Source organism: Hydrogenophaga sp. (assembly GCF_018780075.1).
In the GTDB taxonomy this organism is placed as follows: Bacteria; Pseudomonadota; Gammaproteobacteria; order Burkholderiales; family Burkholderiaceae_C; genus Hydrogenophaga.
Map to the genome: position 1 here is coordinate 18,572 of NZ_JADMKB010000141.1, position 14,943 is coordinate 33,514.

The window sequence follows — 14,943 nt, forward strand, 5'->3', positions numbered from 1 at the left end:
CCATGTTGCGCCTCGCGCCGCCGCCACCGCCACCGCCCGCCCGCGCCCCGGTGCCGCACCCGCACGCGGCCCTGCTCGGCGCGGTGTCGGTGGCCCTGTCGGCGCTCGACCGCCACGAGCGGGCCCACGCCACGGCGCTGGCCGGCATCGACTTTGACCTGCCCGAGGCCGCGCCCACGGTCGACGACCGCGTCCAGCTCGACGCCGCCGCGCCGCTGTACTTCGCCAGCGAGCTGGAGCGGGCCGGGCTGCTGGTCACGGCCGAGCTGATCGCCGGCCTGTTCGTCAGCGGCACCATCACCCAGCCGCTGGGGCCGACCGCGACGCTGCTGCACGAATTCTGGCGGGGTCGGCGCGCGCGCTTGGATGCCGATGAGCGCAACGCGATCTTCGCGCGGGTGATCGAGACGCCGCATTTCGACCGCCTGATGCGCGCCCTGTGCGAGGCCATCGTGGCGCAGGCCGACGGCGTCGACCTGCGCGAGCAGGTGCTGCTGGCGACCCACGCGCAAGGTCTGGGGGCGTTCCTCGCGCAGCGGGTCGACCCGATGGCCGCCATCGCCGCGCGCGACATCGTCGAGACCATCAACACGGCGCTGGTGTTCCTGCGCGACCGCCTGCTGCAGGCCGCGTTCGGGGTGAACGACCTGTGGCGCCTGGTGGCCATGGTCGGCAGCCAGAACGGCGTGCCCCCCGGCATGGCCCGGGAGCACCTCGAACGGGGGCGCCACGGGCAGACCGTGCTGCTGTGGCTCGGGCAGCATGTCGCGGACAGCGCCATCCGCTTCGACCCGGCCCGGCCCGAGGACGTGGCGGTGATCGCGGCGGCGCAGCGCTGGCTGGCGGCTGCGCCCGCGGCGGCCGCGCCCGTGCGCCAGCCCGGCGCCGACGCCGCGCCGATGGCGCCCCTGTTGATGGCGGCTTAGCCATGATGGCCGCAGGCGCCCTGTCGACCGCCGCGGCGCCGTCGTCCCGCACGGCCCCGGCGCAGGCGCCCCCGCCCTGGATCCGCCAGGCCGTGCGCGATGTGCTGGAGCGCACGCCCCGCTACCACGGGCTGCCCCCGCCGCAGCGCCTGGCGCTGGCGCAGGCGATGGTCAAGGTGTCCACGCTGGCCGCCGAGCTGATTGCCGAAGAGGGCCAGGCCGAGGGCGAGATCGAGCGCCGCGACACGGCCAGGCCTGCGGTGCCGCTGGCCACCGCGCAGTCGGCACAGCCGGGGTTCGGCGAGAGCGCAGACCGCATCGCGGGCATCACCCGCAACGTGCTGAACGCCGTGTCGTTCCCGCGCTTCGTCACCGACCTGATCAACGGCGTGTTCAAGGCCATGCTCGACGCCAACGCGCAGCAGATGAACCAGTACGTGCAGCTGCTCAACGCGGTGTCGGCCTCGGCCGAGGGTTTCGAGCGCACGCAGTTCGGCCTGGTGCAGGTGCGGCAATGGGTGGCCGACCATTTCCCCGAGTCGATCGAATACGACGCCCCCGATCCCGAGGACCTGCCCAAGCCCGGGGAGAAGGTCGATCCGGAGGACATGGAGGAGTTCGCCAACATCCCCTTGCGCCTGCGCGGCGGTGCCTCGATGCCGGGGGAAGCCGAAATCCGTGCCACCCTGGGCGTGCCGCCGGAGGAGTCGATCGACGCCAGCAACCCCGAGAAGCTGGTGCCGTTCGCGCGCCGCTACCTGGCCCGTCAGCGCCAGCAGCAGCTGGCGACCATGGTGATGATGGGCATGCAGCGCATCGTGATCGACAGCGGCAAGATCAACGCGTCGATGCGTTTCCACATCGACACCCGCAGCGCCGCCAACGAAGACAAGGGCAGCGAGTTCGGCTTCAAGAACCGGGTGAAAGCCAGTGGCAGTTTCGGCGTCGGCCCCTGGGGCGCCAGCGCCGAAGTGGAGAACACCATCAGCTACGTGTCCACGGAACGCACCCAGCGCACCGAGGAGATCAACACCGACCTGGAGCTCAACTCGTCGGTGGAGCTGAACTTCCACACCGACTACCTGCCGCTGAACCAGATGGCGGCCCAGGCCCAGGCCGACCGCATCCGCAACAGCACCCTGAACCCCGCGGCCCCCATCCCGGACCCGTCCGCGGCGCGCAATGCGCGCCTGCAGATGCAGCAGCAATCGGAGCAGCAGCGCCGGGCCGGGGTGGACAAGGCGGTGGCCGAAGGATCGAAACCGCCTCCAGCTCCACCTGCACCTGCACCTGCACCTGCACCTGCACCTGCAAAAGTGCCTGCGCCTGCTCCTGCAAAACCGCCACCCTCACCGCCACCGCCACCGCCACCGCCACCGCCACCGCCATCGCCATCGCCATCGCCTTCACCTTCACCTTCACCTTCACCTTCACCTTCACCTTCGCCACCCGCACCCGCACCCGCACCCGCACCCGCAAACCGCCCGCCAGCTCCAGCGAACGCGCCGGCCCCAGTGAAGGCCCCCCCCACCGTCACGACACCACCGCCCAACGCGGCAAACACCGGCGGCGCCGCGCCGGCGCCCGCTCCCAAGGACTTGTTCAGCACGCCACAGTGACAGGATGGACGGGGCGGGAGGGGGGTGGACGGCATCGTTCCTTTAGGATGCGCGCAGGGAGGCGAAGCAGGCTCGGCAACGGGTGGCGGGTCCTTGCCTGCTCGTCATTTCAAACAAGGAACACACCATGACCCGATCCCTTCAAACCCTCCGCCGCCGCGCGGTGGGCGCCCTGTCTCTGGCCTTTGCCCTGGCGGCCCTGTCGGGATGCGGTGGTGGTGGCGGCGGTGGATCGGACATCAACACCCTGCACGACGCCTACAAGGCCCTCACCCCGGGCATGACCAAGGCCGAGGTGCTCGATCTCGTGCCGTTCAAGCCCTCGCAGGGCGCGAGCACCAGCCAGGTGCTGTGGGTGGAAGGCCAGGAGGCACTGGGCGTGCGCTTCAACGGCACCTCGTCGACCGGCGTGATCACGTTCGCGCAATGGGGCCTGTCGATCCCCGCCGGTGGCCAGAACGAGTCACGCAACTTCTGAGCCCGGCGGTCCCGCGGCAGGTCAGACTCCTTGGGTCAGCGCCCGCCAGCCCGGCCATGCGCCCCGCTCGATCGCGAACTTGCGCGTGGCACCGCTCCACGATGCACCGGCGGCCATGGCCGCGGCGAAGCCGGCCGGGTCGGTGATCCGCGTGCCGCCCAGCAGCGTCACGCCGCGCTCGAACAGGGTGTCGGGCCAGAGCCCGGCCGAAGGGCCGATCACCGCGAAGCGCGTGGCCCGGGGCGCGGCCGCGAGCATGCCGTCCAGCGTGTCATTGAGCAGCATGGTGGAGGTGCCAACCACCAGATTGCAGTCGGCCAGCAGCGCGCGGTCGAGGCCGATGGTCACGCCGGGAAAACGCTCGCGCTGGCGGGCCACCATGGCTTCGTCCATCTCCACCACCGACAGGCGCCCGCCGGCCTCGGCCACGCGCCGCACCAGCGGCGGGAAGAAGCCGATCATGCCCAGGTGGTCGGTGGCGGCGAGTTCCACATCGCCCAGCGAGTTGCCGGCCGGCGGCGGCTCGTAGCCCACGCGGCGCCAGACCGAATCGGTCATGGCGTTGATGGCGGCCAGCGCCAGGGCGCGCTCCACGGCGTTGCCGTCGAGCAGCCTGGACGCCAGGCCCATCGGGTCGGCGCCGGCCAGGGGCAGGGCACCGCCGCCGTGGGCCGCCAGCAGGCTGTTGAGCGTGTCGCCGAGCAGCACGTACGAGAGGCCGAAGGCGCCGTCGTCCAGCTCGATCGCGCAGAACTCGGCATCGTGTTCGCCCGGCGCCGCGTCGCGGTGCGGCACGTGCAGGCGGCGCACGCGGGGCGTGGGCCAGCGCTGGGCGATGGCGTCGAGCTGGCGGGTGATCGCGGTGGCGACAGGGATGGTGGGGGTGGTCAATGGAATTCCCTCTGTGCTGCGCCCTGCGGGGCTGAGCGCCTTCGGAGCGGCCGAGCGGCGCTCACTGGAGTACGTTCGCCCTGCGGGCTGCGGTGCGAGCTTGCTTGGGAACGGCCCTTCGCTGCGCTCATGCCGGCATGGTAGCGGTCATCGCGCGCAAGGCATCGGCGGTGGCTTCGTCGCCGGGAAAGAAGGTTTCCAGCGCCAGTTCCTGCAGGGTGATGTCCACCGGCGAGCCGAACACGGTGGTGGTGCTGATCAGGTGCAGGGTGCCACCCGGCGTCTGGAACAGAAAGGGCATGAGCACGCCGGGGTGTTCGCCGTCCAGGCGCTGTGCGGCATCGGCGGGCTGGGCCGGGTAGGCCATCAGCTCGGTCAGCAGGTCGGCCAGACCCTCGTCGCCGGTCTGGTGGATCTGCTGGCGCAGGCGGGCGAACAGGTGCTCGCGCCACTGGTTGAGGTTGGCGATGCGCGGCGCCAGACCGCCCGGGTGCAGGCTGATGCGCAGCAGGTTAACGGGCCCCTGCAGCAGCGCGGGCGCCACACCGGCCAGCAGTGGCGCGACCATGCGGTTGGCCATCACCAGGTTCCAGTGCCGGTCGAAGGCCACGGCCGGCCAAGGCTCGTGGCTGTTCAGGATGTGCTGCACGGCGCGGCGCGCGGCCAGCATGCTGGGGTCGTCCATGGTGTGCTCCCGGTACATGGGTGCGTAACCGGCCGCGACCAGCCAGGCGTTGCGTTCGCGCAGCGGCACGGCCAGCCGCTCGCACAGCCGCAGCACCAGCTCGCGGCTCGGGCTGGCCTTGCCGGTTTCCACGCAGCTCAGGTGGCGCGTGGACAGCTCGGCGTCCGCCGCCAGGTCAAGCTGGCTCAGCCGGCGCAGTTGGCGCCAGTGGCGCAGGTGGTCGCCGACGCTGGCGCGGCGCGTGGGGGGAGCGGCGAGGGTGGTGGAGGCGTGCATGGGCACATGGTAGAGCGGGTGCGCCGATGCTCCATGACCTGCGGGGTCATGGACCCGGTGCGTGCGCGGGCCGAGCATGGCGGCTCCCGTTCCTTCTTTTCAATCCCTTCAAGGAGTTCACCATGTTGAATCTGTCGGTTTCTGCGTTGCGTCGCGTGCTCTGGCTGGATGCCGCCAGTGGCCTGGGCATGGCCGTCGCCCACTTCGGGTTTTCAGACTTGCTGACCGGGTGGCTGGGCCTGCCCCTGGCCTGGCTGCAGGTGTCGGGTGTGATCGTCTGTGGTGCGGCGCTGCTGTCGGGCGCCCTGGCTTCGCGGGCCCGGCCTCCGGCGGCGGGCGTGCGCCTGCTCGCGGCGGGCAACTTCCTGTGGGTGGCCGCCAGCGTGTGGGCGGTCTGGGGCGCGGGCCTGCCGCTCACCACGCTGGGCGCGGTGTGGGTGCTGCTGCAGGCAGCGTTCGTGTTCGGCCTGGCCGAGCTGGAGTGGGCGGGCAGCCGTCAGGCGCAGGGCCTGGCGGTGGCTTGACCCGCTGACCTCAGAGAAGGCGCGCGATCAGTGCGCCTTCGGTCGGCGCACCCAGTGGCACCCAGACGCGGATCGGGCTGCCCTGCGCGACCTCGATGGCGGTGCCGTCCTGGTTGCGCATGGCGTCGAGCTGCACGACGCGGTTGCCGCTGGGGTGGATCACTTCCAGCTGGTCGCCCACGGCGAAGCGGTTCTTGGCCTCGACCTCGGTCCAGCCGTCTTCGCGCACCTGCAGCACCTCGCCCACGAACTGGCTGCGTTGGCTGGCCGAGTGGCCGGCGATGTAGTTCTGGTAGTCCTGCGCCGGGCGGCGCTCCATCAGGCCGCCGGTGTAGCCGCGGTTGGACAGGCCTTCCAGCTCCAGCAGCAGCTCGGGGTTGAAGGGCTTGCCAGCCACGGCATCGTCGATGGCGCGGCGGTAGACCTGCGCGGTGCGCGCCACGTAGTAGTGGCTCTTGGTGCGGCCCTCGATCTTGAGCGAGTCGATGCCCATGGCGGCCAGCTTGCCCACGTGCTCCACGGCGCGCAGGTCCTTGCTGTTCATGATGTAGGTGCCGTGCTCGTCTTCCATGATGGGCATCAGCTCGCCCGGGCGGCCGGCTTCTTCGATCAGCCAGACCTTGTTGGCCTCGGGGTGGCGCTGGCCGTTGCCCACGGTGGAGAAGGCGGCGGCCGCTTCTTCGTCTTCCTGCGCGAAGTTGAAGCCGTCGAGCTGCGCCAGCGGCACGGCTTCGCCGGTGTCGGTGTCGGTGGTCGCGGCCTGGGTCTTGTATTCCCAGCGGCAGGCGTTGGTGCAGGTGCCCTGGTTGGGGTCGCGGCGGTTGAAGTAGCCACTCAGCAGGCAGCGGCCCGAATACGCGATGCACAGCGCGCCGTGCACGAAGACTTCGAGCTCGATGTCCGGGCAGTCGTTGCGGATCGCGGCCACTTCATCCAGGCTCAGTTCGCGGCTCAGGATGATGCGGCTCACGCCCTGCTTGTGCCAGAACTTCACCGCCGCGCTGTTGGTGGTGTTGGCCTGCACCGAGAGGTGGATCGGCACCTCGGGCCAGAGGCCCTTCTCCATCTGCTCGCGCACCAGCATGATCAGGCCGGCGTCGGCCATGATGATCGCGTCGGGCTTGAGTTCGACCACCGGCTGCAGGTCGCGGATGTAGGTGCGCAGCTTGTCGTTGTGGGCGATCAGGTTGCTGGTGACGAAGAATTTTTTGCCCCGCGCGTGGGCTTCTTCGATGCCCTGCGCGATCTGTTCCATGCGGAACTCGTTGTTGCGCGCGCGCAGGGAGTAGCGCGGTTGGCCGGCGTACACGGCGTCGGCGCCGAAGTCGTAGGCGGCGCGCATGCGTTGCAGCGTGCCGGCGGGGAGCAGGAGTTCAGGGGCTTTCATCACACCTGGGATTGTCCCGCAAAGCGGGGGGTGCAGCCAGCGAGGGTGGCGTGTTCGCCAACGCACAGACCGTGGCCGAACGCCCCGCTACGCTGGGCCCACGCTGGTTGGACACAAGGGTTCGACCGGCCACAAGGGTGATCCGGGCGACCAGCGCCCCACCCGCCACCACCGCTTTCGCACAAGGATGCCCCATGAAACACATTGCCCTGATCTTGACGCTGCTGTCCACCATCGGTCTGGCCGCTTGCGACCGCACCCCCGTGGTGGTCAACACACCGCCCACCACCGTGACGGTGCCCGGGCCCGCCGGTCCTGCGGGCGCATCGGGTGCCACCGGCGCCACGGGCCTGCAGGGTGACACCGGCGGCCAGGGCGTGCAGGGCAGCACCGGCACGCCCGGCGCCACGGGAGAGGAAGGCAAGACCGGCAAGACCGGCGGCAGCACCACCGTGATCATCGAGCCGGCACCCCCGGCCCCGGCACCCGCCAATTGAGCGTCTCCCACGTCACACACAGGAGCCCATCATGAGCCTTGGAACCATACTGTTGATCGTGCTGATCCTGATGCTGATCGGCGTCTTTCCCAGCTGGCCGCACAGCAAAAGCTGGGGCTACGGGCCCAGCGGCGGACTGGGGCTGGTGGTGGTCATCCTGATCGTGCTGGTGCTGATGGGGCGCATCTGATCGCCCTCACACCATGCCCCTGAGCGCCGCTCAGGGGCAGGCCACCGTTTTGCCGGCCATGCCCCGGTCGGTTGACGGCCGTGGCGGGTCATATCCACTACAGCCAGCGCGGTGATGGCCTGAGCGGCAAGAATGGTCCGGTCGGGAATCCTCCCGAAGGAGTCGTTCATGCCATCCCGCGTTGATTTCGCGCATCCGTTTGCCACCACCGTCAAATCCTTCCGGACAGCGTCCGGCAAGAGCGGACGTTTTTATTCGCTGCCCGCCCTGGCGAAGCAGCACCCCCATGTGAGCCGCCTGCCGGTGTCGCTGCGCATCGTGCTGGAGAGTGTGCTGCGCCACTGTGACGGTGAGCGCGTGCTGCCCGAGCAGGTGGTGCGTCTGGCCAACTGGCAGCCCAACGCCGAACGCACCGACGAGATCCCGTTCACCGTGGCGCGTGTCGTGCTGCAGGACTTCACCGGCGTGCCCCTGCTCGCCGACCTGGCCGCCATGCGCAGCACCGCGCTGCGCCTGGGGCAGGATCCCCGGAAGATCGAACCGCTGGTGCCGGTGGACCTGGTGGTCGACCACTCGGTCATGGTCGATCACTACGGCACGAAGAACGCGCTGGACCTCAACATGAAGCTGGAGTTCCAGCGCAACCGCGAGCGCTACCAGTTCCTGAAATGGGGCATGCAGGCCTTCGAGACCTTCGGCGTCGTGCCGCCGGGCTTTGGCATCGTGCACCAGGTCAACCTCGAGTACCTGGCGCGCGGCGTGCACATGAAGGGCGGTCTCTACTACCCCGACACGCTGGTCGGCACCGACAGCCACACCACCATGATCAACGGCATCGGCGTGGTGGGCTGGGGCGTGGGCGGCATCGAGGCCGAGGCCGCCATGCTGGGCCAGCCAGTGTCCTTCCTCACGCCCGACGTGGTGGGCTTCGAGCTCACCGGCCGCCTGCGCGAGGGTTGCACCGCGACCGACCTGGTGCTGACCGTGACCGAGATCCTGCGCCGCCACAAGGTGGTGGGCAAGTTCGTCGAGTTCTTCGGCGAGGGCACGGCGTCGCTGCCGCTGCCGGACCGCGCCACCATCGCCAACATGGCGCCCGAATACGGCGCCACCATGGGCTTTTTCCCGGTGGACGACAAGACGCTCGACTACTTCCGGGGCACCGGCCGCAGCTCGGCCGAGATCGAGGCCTTCGAGGCCTACTTCCGTGCGCAGGGGCTGTACGGCGTGCCCGGCGCGCCCGGGGCTTCGCAGGCCCGTGGCGACATCGACTACTCGCAGGTGGTCACGCTGGACCTGGGCCTGGTGACCCCCAGCCTGGCCGGCCCCAAGCGCCCGCAGGACCGCATCGAACTCGGCCACGTTGCCCAGCAGTTCGCCGAGCTGTTCAGCCGGCCGGCCGCCGACAACGGATTCAACCGCCCGGCGGCGCTTCTGCACACGCGCCACCAGCCCGAGCTGGGCGAACCGGCCGACACCCCGGCACCCGAAAAGGCGACCCCCACGCCCCCGGGCGCGCCGCGCTTCGTGGCCGAGATGGAAGCCAACAAGCCCGCGCGCGCCACCGCCCATGCCGTGGTCGAGCCCCCCTCGCACGCCGCGCAGAAAAAGCTCACCATCGGCAATGGCGACGTGCTGATCGCCGCCATCACCAGCTGCACCAACACCAGCAACCCCAGCGTGCTGCTGGCCGCCGGCCTGCTGGCCAAGAAGGCGGTCGAGGCCGGGCTCAGGGTGCAGCCGCACATCAAGACCTCGCTCGCGCCGGGCTCGCGCATCGTCACCGAGTACCTGACCCGCACCGGGCTGCTGCCCTACCTGGAGAAGCTCGGTTTCTCGCTCGCGGGTTACGGCTGCACCACCTGCATCGGCAACGCGGGCGATCTCACGGCCGAGCTCAACGAGGTCATTGCGCAGAACGACCTGGTCTGCGCCGCCGTGCTCTCGGGCAACCGCAACTTCGAGGCCCGCATCCACCCCAACCTCAAGGCCAACTTCCTGGCCAGCCCGCCGCTGGTGGTGGCCTACGCCATCGCCGGCACCGTGTTGCGCGACCTCATGACCGAGCCGGTCGGCTTCGGCACCCGGGGCAAGGCGGTGTACCTGGGCGACATCTGGCCGTCCAGCGACGAGATCCACGCGCTGCTGAAACACGCGATGCACGGCAAGGCCTACCGCGAGAACTACGAGCGCATCGCCACCGAGCCGGGCAAGCTCTGGGAGCGCATCCAGGGCGTGGACGGCCTGGCCTACACCTGGCCTCAGAGCACCTACATCGCCGAGCCGCCTTTCTTCGAGGGCTTCGAGCTGGACACGCCCCCCAGCCTGTCGGCCTCGGTCCGTGGCGCGCGCATCATGGCCTTGTTCGGCGACTCGATCACCACCGACCACATCTCGCCCGCGGGCTCGATCCAGGAGCAGTCCCCGGCGGGGCAATGGCTGCTGGCGCACGGGGTGCTGAAGGCCGATTTCAACAGCTACGGCGCGCGGCGCGGCAACCACGAGGTGATGATGCGCGGCACCTTCGCCAACGTGCGCATCAAGAACCTGATGCTGCCGGCCGGCCCCGACGGTTCGTGCGAGGAGGGCGGCCTCACGATCTACCAGCACGAGGGCACCGGCCAGGGCCAGACCATGAGCATCTTCGATGCCGCCATGCGTTACCGCGAGGCGCAGGTGCCCACGGTGGTGTTCGCGGGCGAAGAGTACGGCACCGGCTCCAGCCGCGACTGGGCCGCCAAGGGCACGCAGCTGCTGGGCATCAAGGCCGTGATCGCGCGCAGCTTCGAGCGCATCCACCGCAGCAACCTCGTGGGCATGGGGGTCTTGCCGCTGCAGTTCCAGGACGGTGAATCGTGGGAGCGGCTCGGCCTGACCGGGGAAGAGGTGATCGACGTGCTGCCGCCGGCCGACCTGCAGCCGCAGAGCGAGGCCCGGCTGGTGATCGTCGGCCCGGACGGCGCCCGCCGCGACATCCCCCTGGTGCTGCGCATCGACACGCCGATGGAAGTGAACCATTTCCGTGCCGGCGGAATCCTCCCCCATGTGCTCAGGCAGTTGTTGAGCGCTTGAGCCGCTCGCGGCAACGCGGCATGATGTGTCCAACGGACCTGTCCGTCACCCCCGCCGGCCCCCGGCGCACCAGGAGTCGCCATGCGAAAGCCTGCCCTGTACAGCCGATCGGCGCGCGCCGCCCCTGCGCCGGCGCCCGCGGGTGACGGTGCTGCGGCGGCCCGGCCGGCCCCAAGCCAGGTGGGCCAGGTGTCCCGGCGGTCGCGCTGGCGCGCCGGCCTCGCCGCCGCCGCCGTCAACCCGCGCCTGATGTGGGCGGCGCTGGCCCTGCTCGGCGCCCTGTTGCTGGCCAGCGTGTGGCAACTGTCGGCGCACGGCCCCAGGGCGCTCACGCAAAAAGACATCGACGCCGCCGTGCTGCGCACGCTCACCACCCAGAACCTGCCCTCGCGCGCGGCCCGCGCCGCCGAGAAAATCCGCCCCGCCGTGGTGCGGGTCGTGTCCTACGTGAAGAACAAGAAGGGCGAAGACGTGGAGCACGGCGTGGGCACCGGCGTGGTCATCACCGACAAGGGCGTCATCCTCACCAACCTGCACGTGGTGCAGGCGGCCCAGACCATCAAGCTGGTGTTCGCCGACGGCTCCGAGTCGGGCGCCAACATCGCGGGCGTGCAGGCCCAGCACGACCTGGCCGTGCTGCAGGCGCTGGTCATTCCCGACGACTTTCACGCGGCCACATTGCGCACCACGGCCGACCTGGCGCCGGGCGACGAGGTGGTGGCCGTGGGGTTCCCCTTCGGCATCGGGCCCTCGACCTCGGCGGGCGTGATCTCCGGCCTGGGGCGTGCCTTCAAGTCGCCCGAGGGCGAGCAGGAAATCAACAACCTGATCCAGTTCGACGCTGCCGCCAACCCGGGCAATTCCGGCGGACCGCTGGTCACCATGGACGGCGAGGTGGTCGGCATCGTCACCGGCATCCTCAACCCCACCAGCCACCGGACCTTCGTGGGCATCGGTTTTGCTGTGCCCATCGAGAGTGCGGCCGGCGCCGCCGGTCTTCCCCCGTTTTAGATGAACACCCCCTGCGCCGCTTCGCGTCTTCCCCCTCTCTCGCCTTCGGCGGGAGGGGGACCGCACCTGCGGCCTGGCAAAGCCAGTTCCGCGGTGCGACTGGGCGAAGGCCCTTCATGCCTGCGTTTGTGCCTTGTTTGAATTTTTTGGAGCACCCATGAATTCCACTGAAACCCCCGACACCGCCCGGCTCATGGAGCAGATCCTCTACGAGGTGAAGCGCGTCGTGGTCGGGCAGGACCGCTTTCTGGAGCGGGTGATGGTGGCGATGCTGGCGCAGGGCCACCTGCTGGTCGAGGGCGTGCCCGGGCTGGCCAAGACGCTGACCGTCAAGACCCTGGCCGATGTGGTGCAGGGGCGCTTCAAGCGCATCCAGTTCACGCCCGATCTGGTGCCCGCCGACCTGGTGGGCACGCGCATCTACAACCAGAAGACCGGCGACTTCAGCACCTCGCTCGGCCCCGTGTTCGCCAACCTGCTGCTGGCCGACGAGATCAACCGCGCGCCGGCCAAGGTGCAGAGCGCGTTGCTGGAGGTCATGCAGGAGCGGCAGGTGACGATCGCCGGCGAATCGCACAAGGTGCCCAGCCCCTTCCTGGTGATGGCGACGCAGAACCCCATCGAAACCGAAGGCACCTACCCGCTGCCAGAGGCGCAGGTGGACCGTTTCATGATGAAGGTGCTGGTGGACTACCCGACCGACGAAGAGGAGTACGTGATCGTCGAGCGCGTCACCGGCCCGGCCGTGCAGGTGAACGCCGTGGCCACGACCGACCAGCTCGCCGCGCTGCAGGCGCAGTGCCGGCAGGTGTATGTGGACCCTTCGCTCGTGCAGTACGCCGTCAAGCTCGTGTCGGCCACCCGCGCGCCCGAGAAGCACGGCATCAAGGACATGGCGCAGCTCATCACCTACGGCGCCAGCCCGCGCGCCACCATCGGCCTGGTCGAAGGCGCGCGCGCCCTGGCCATGCTGCGCGGGCGCAGCTACGCCTACCCCGAAGACATGGTGGACATCGTGCCCGACGTGTTGCGCCACCGCCTGGTGCTGTCCTATGAAGGCCTGTCCGAGGGGCTGGACAGCGACGCGCTGATCGCCCGCATCGTGAAAGCGGTGCCCGCGCCGGCGCGGCCGCTGGAGCACGAGAAGAAGGTCGCCTGAACCGGGGATCGACGCCATGCTGTTCGGCCTCTTCAAATCCCGCGCGCCCGAGCCGCCGCCACCGCCCGCAGCGGGCACGGGCGAGAAAGCGGATGCGCTGCTGCGCCGGCTGGAGTGGACCGTGATCCGCCGGCTCGACGGTCTGCTGCAGGGCGACTACCGCACGCTCATGCGCGGCACCGGGCTCGACCTGGCCGACCTGCGCGAGTACCAGCACCACGACGACGTGCGCCACATCGACTGGAACGTGACCGCGCGCCTGCAGCAGCCGCACGTGCGTGTGTTCACCGAAGACCGCGAGATGGCGGCCTGGTTCCTGCTCGACCTCAGCCCCTCGGTGAACTTCGGCTCGGGCGAGCAACGCAAACTTGAACTGCTGCAGGGGTTTGTCGGCGTGCTCGCGCGCCTGATCAGCCGCCACGGCAACCGCGTGGGCGCAGCGCTCTATGGCGGGCGGGGCAAGGCCGTGGTGGACACGGTGTTGCCGCCGCGCGGTGGGCGGCTGCAGGTATTGCGCCTGTTGCAGCTGATCGGTCAGCCGCTTGCGACCGAAGGCCAGGGCAATGGCCCCACGCGTCTGGCCGACCTGCTGCGCACGGCCACCCACACCGTGCGCCAGCGCAGCACCGTGTTCGTGGTGTCCGACTTCATCAGCGAGCCCGGCTGGGAGCAGCCGCTGGGCGAGCTGGCGCGGCGCCACGACGTGGTGGCCGTGCGCCTGCTGGACCCGCTGGAGCTGAACCTGCCCGACCTCGGTCTGATCCATGTGCGCGACGCCGAGACCGGCGAACAGCTGCTGGTGGACACGCACGACAAGGGCTTTCGCCAGCGCTTCGCCCACATCGCCGCACAGCGCGAAGCCCAGCTGCGCGAGAGCCTCACGCGCGCGGGCGTGGACACGCTGGAGCTGGCCACCGACGACGACCTGGCCGACGCCATCCTGCGCTTCGTGGACCTGCGCAAGCGCCGCCACGGGCTGCGCCAGGGCCTGCCGTCGCACCTGTCATCGCGCCCGACCGCACCCTCCCGCAGGCTGGCGCAGGAAGGCACCCCATGAACGCACTGCCCTTCAGTTTCCTCTGGCCGCAGCTCCTGTGGCTGCTGCTTCTGTTGCCGCTGCTGGTGCTGCTGTACTGGTGGTTGCTGCGCCGGCGCAAGCAGGCCTCGCTGCGGTTTGCCAGCCTGTCCATCGTGCGCGAGGCCATGGGCAAGGGCCCGGGCTGGCGCCGCCATGTGCCGCCCGTGCTGCTGTTGCTCGCCTTCGCCGCGATGCTGCTGGCCTCGGCCCGGCCGGTGGCGACCATCTTGCTGCCGTCCACCCAGCAGACCATCATCCTGGCCATGGACGTGTCGGGCAGCATGCGCGCCACCGACGTGTTGCCCAACCGGCTGGTGGCTTCGCAGAACGCGGCCAAGGCGTTCCTGAAGGAGCTGCCTCGCCATGTGAAGGTGGGCATCGTGGCGTTCGCCGGTTCGGCCCAGGTGGTGCAACCCGTCACCCTCAGCCGCGAAGACCTCAACGCCGCCATCGACAAGTTCCAGATGCAGCGCGCCACCGCCATCGGCAGCGCCATCGTGGTGGCGCTCTCCGAGCTGTTCCCCGGGCAGGTGGATCTGGCCAGCGTCACCTATGGGCGCAGCAACGACCCGTTTGCCCCGCAAGGCCGGGCCATCGACCAGCCCCGGGCCGAGGCCGAGAAAAAGCCCTTCGAGCCGGTGCCCCCCGGTTCCTACAGCTCGGCCGCGGTCATCCTGCTCACCGACGGCCAGCGCACCACCGGTGTGGACACGGCCGAGGCGGCCAAGATGGCGGCCGACCGGGGCGTGCGCGTCTACACCGTGGGCGTGGGCACGGTGGACGGCGAGGTGATCGGTTTCGAGGGCTGGTCCATGCGCGTGCGGCTGGACGAAGAGACCCTCAAGTCCGTGGCCCGCGACACCAAGGGCGAGTACTTCTACGCCGGCACCGCCGAAAACCTCAAGCAGGTCTACGAGTCGCTGAGCACGCGGCTCACGGTGGAGAAGAAGGAAACCGAGGTCTCGGGCCTGCTCGCGCTGGCGGCCGCACTGCTGGTGCTGATGTCGGCCGGGTTGTCGCTGTTGTGGTTCAACAGAGTGTTGTGACCCCCACGCTCCGCCGCTGCGCGGGTCGCTGCCCCCCAAGGGGGCTGGGCCTGCCTTGGGGCGGCCCGGCGGCTGGCCCGATGGCCCTCACACTCCGCCGCTGC

General features: G+C 70.0%; 14 protein-coding genes. 11 read left to right on the top strand and 3 right to left on the bottom strand.

Annotation, left to right across the window (positions count from 1 at the left end):
• The first annotated feature begins 2 nt into the window (after positions 1–2).
• The 3 genes from IV088_RS22090 to IV088_RS22100 all read left to right on the top strand — a co-directional run bounded on the left by IV088_RS22090 (position 3) and on the right by IV088_RS22100 (position 3,023).
• Positions 3–926: a hypothetical protein gene (locus IV088_RS22090; RefSeq protein WP_291106255.1), complete on the top strand. Its 924-nt coding sequence runs from the start codon at positions 3–5 to the stop codon at positions 924–926.
• Positions 927–928: 2 nt separating this feature from the next.
• Positions 929–2,545 (top strand): hypothetical protein, encoded by a 1,617-nt coding sequence (locus IV088_RS22095; protein WP_291106257.1) that lies wholly within the window; start codon positions 929–931, stop codon positions 2,543–2,545.
• A gap of 127 nt (positions 2,546–2,672) precedes the next feature.
• Positions 2,673–3,023, top strand: a complete 351-nt coding sequence (locus tag IV088_RS22100; RefSeq protein WP_291106259.1) for a hypothetical protein — start codon at positions 2,673–2,675, stop codon at positions 3,021–3,023.
• Between the two features lie 21 nt (positions 3,024–3,044).
• On the opposite strand, the gene IV088_RS22105 is transcribed toward IV088_RS22100, so the two are convergent.
• Positions 3,045–3,914, bottom strand: coding sequence for a DUF364 domain-containing protein (locus tag IV088_RS22105; RefSeq protein WP_291106261.1), 870 nt, complete (start codon positions 3,912–3,914; stop codon positions 3,045–3,047).
• Between the two features lie 127 nt (positions 3,915–4,041).
• Positions 4,042–4,875, bottom strand: coding sequence for a helix-turn-helix transcriptional regulator (locus IV088_RS22110; RefSeq protein ID WP_291106263.1), 834 nt, complete (start codon positions 4,873–4,875; stop codon positions 4,042–4,044).
• A gap of 122 nt (positions 4,876–4,997) precedes the next feature.
• Here IV088_RS22110 and IV088_RS22115 point away from each other — a divergent pair, with 122 nt between their 5' ends.
• A complete protein-coding gene (locus IV088_RS22115; RefSeq protein ID WP_291106265.1) occupies positions 4,998–5,399 on the top strand; it encodes a hypothetical protein in 402 nt (133 codons plus the stop codon).
• Between the two features lie 10 nt (positions 5,400–5,409).
• Here the strand turns inward: IV088_RS22115 and yegQ are convergent, their stop codons facing one another.
• The gene (gene yegQ / locus IV088_RS22120) at positions 5,410–6,786 is read right to left on the bottom strand and encodes a tRNA 5-hydroxyuridine modification protein YegQ (protein WP_291106267.1); all 1,377 of its coding nucleotides are present in this window, start codon (positions 6,784–6,786) and stop codon (positions 5,410–5,412) included.
• 194 nt (positions 6,787–6,980) lie between these two features.
• On the opposite strand from yegQ, the gene IV088_RS22125 reads away from it, so the two are divergent.
• The 7 genes from IV088_RS22125 (at position 6,981) to IV088_RS22155 (ending at position 14,839) form a co-directional block, all read left to right on the top strand.
• Entirely contained in the window at positions 6,981–7,283 is a 303-nt protein-coding gene (locus IV088_RS22125) for a hypothetical protein (protein WP_291106269.1), read from the top strand.
• 31 nt (positions 7,284–7,314) lie between these two features.
• Complete coding sequence (locus IV088_RS22130) at positions 7,315–7,473, top strand: DUF3309 family protein (protein WP_291106271.1); 159 nt, start codon at positions 7,315–7,317, stop codon at positions 7,471–7,473.
• Between the two features lie 168 nt (positions 7,474–7,641).
• Positions 7,642–10,545: an aconitate hydratase gene (locus tag IV088_RS22135; protein ID WP_291106274.1), complete on the top strand. Its 2,904-nt coding sequence runs from the start codon at positions 7,642–7,644 to the stop codon at positions 10,543–10,545.
• An 81-nt stretch (positions 10,546–10,626) separates the two neighbouring features.
• On the top strand, positions 10,627–11,556 hold the full coding sequence (locus IV088_RS22140; RefSeq protein WP_291106276.1) for a trypsin-like peptidase domain-containing protein: 930 nt from the start codon (positions 10,627–10,629) through the stop codon (positions 11,554–11,556).
• Between the two features lie 157 nt (positions 11,557–11,713).
• The gene (locus IV088_RS22145; protein ID WP_291106279.1) at positions 11,714–12,715 is read left to right on the top strand and encodes a MoxR family ATPase; all 1,002 of its coding nucleotides are present in this window, start codon (positions 11,714–11,716) and stop codon (positions 12,713–12,715) included.
• Between the two features lie 16 nt (positions 12,716–12,731).
• Positions 12,732–13,772 carry a DUF58 domain-containing protein gene (locus tag IV088_RS22150; RefSeq protein ID WP_291106281.1) on the top strand — a complete coding sequence of 347 codons (1,041 nt, stop codon included), beginning with the start codon at positions 12,732–12,734 and terminating at the stop codon, positions 13,770–13,772.
• Complete coding sequence (locus IV088_RS22155; RefSeq protein ID WP_291106283.1) at positions 13,769–14,839, top strand: VWA domain-containing protein; 1,071 nt, start codon at positions 13,769–13,771, stop codon at positions 14,837–14,839. Before IV088_RS22150 ends, IV088_RS22155 begins: the two co-directional genes overlap by 4 nt.
• The last annotated feature ends 104 nt before the right edge of the window (positions 14,840–14,943 follow it).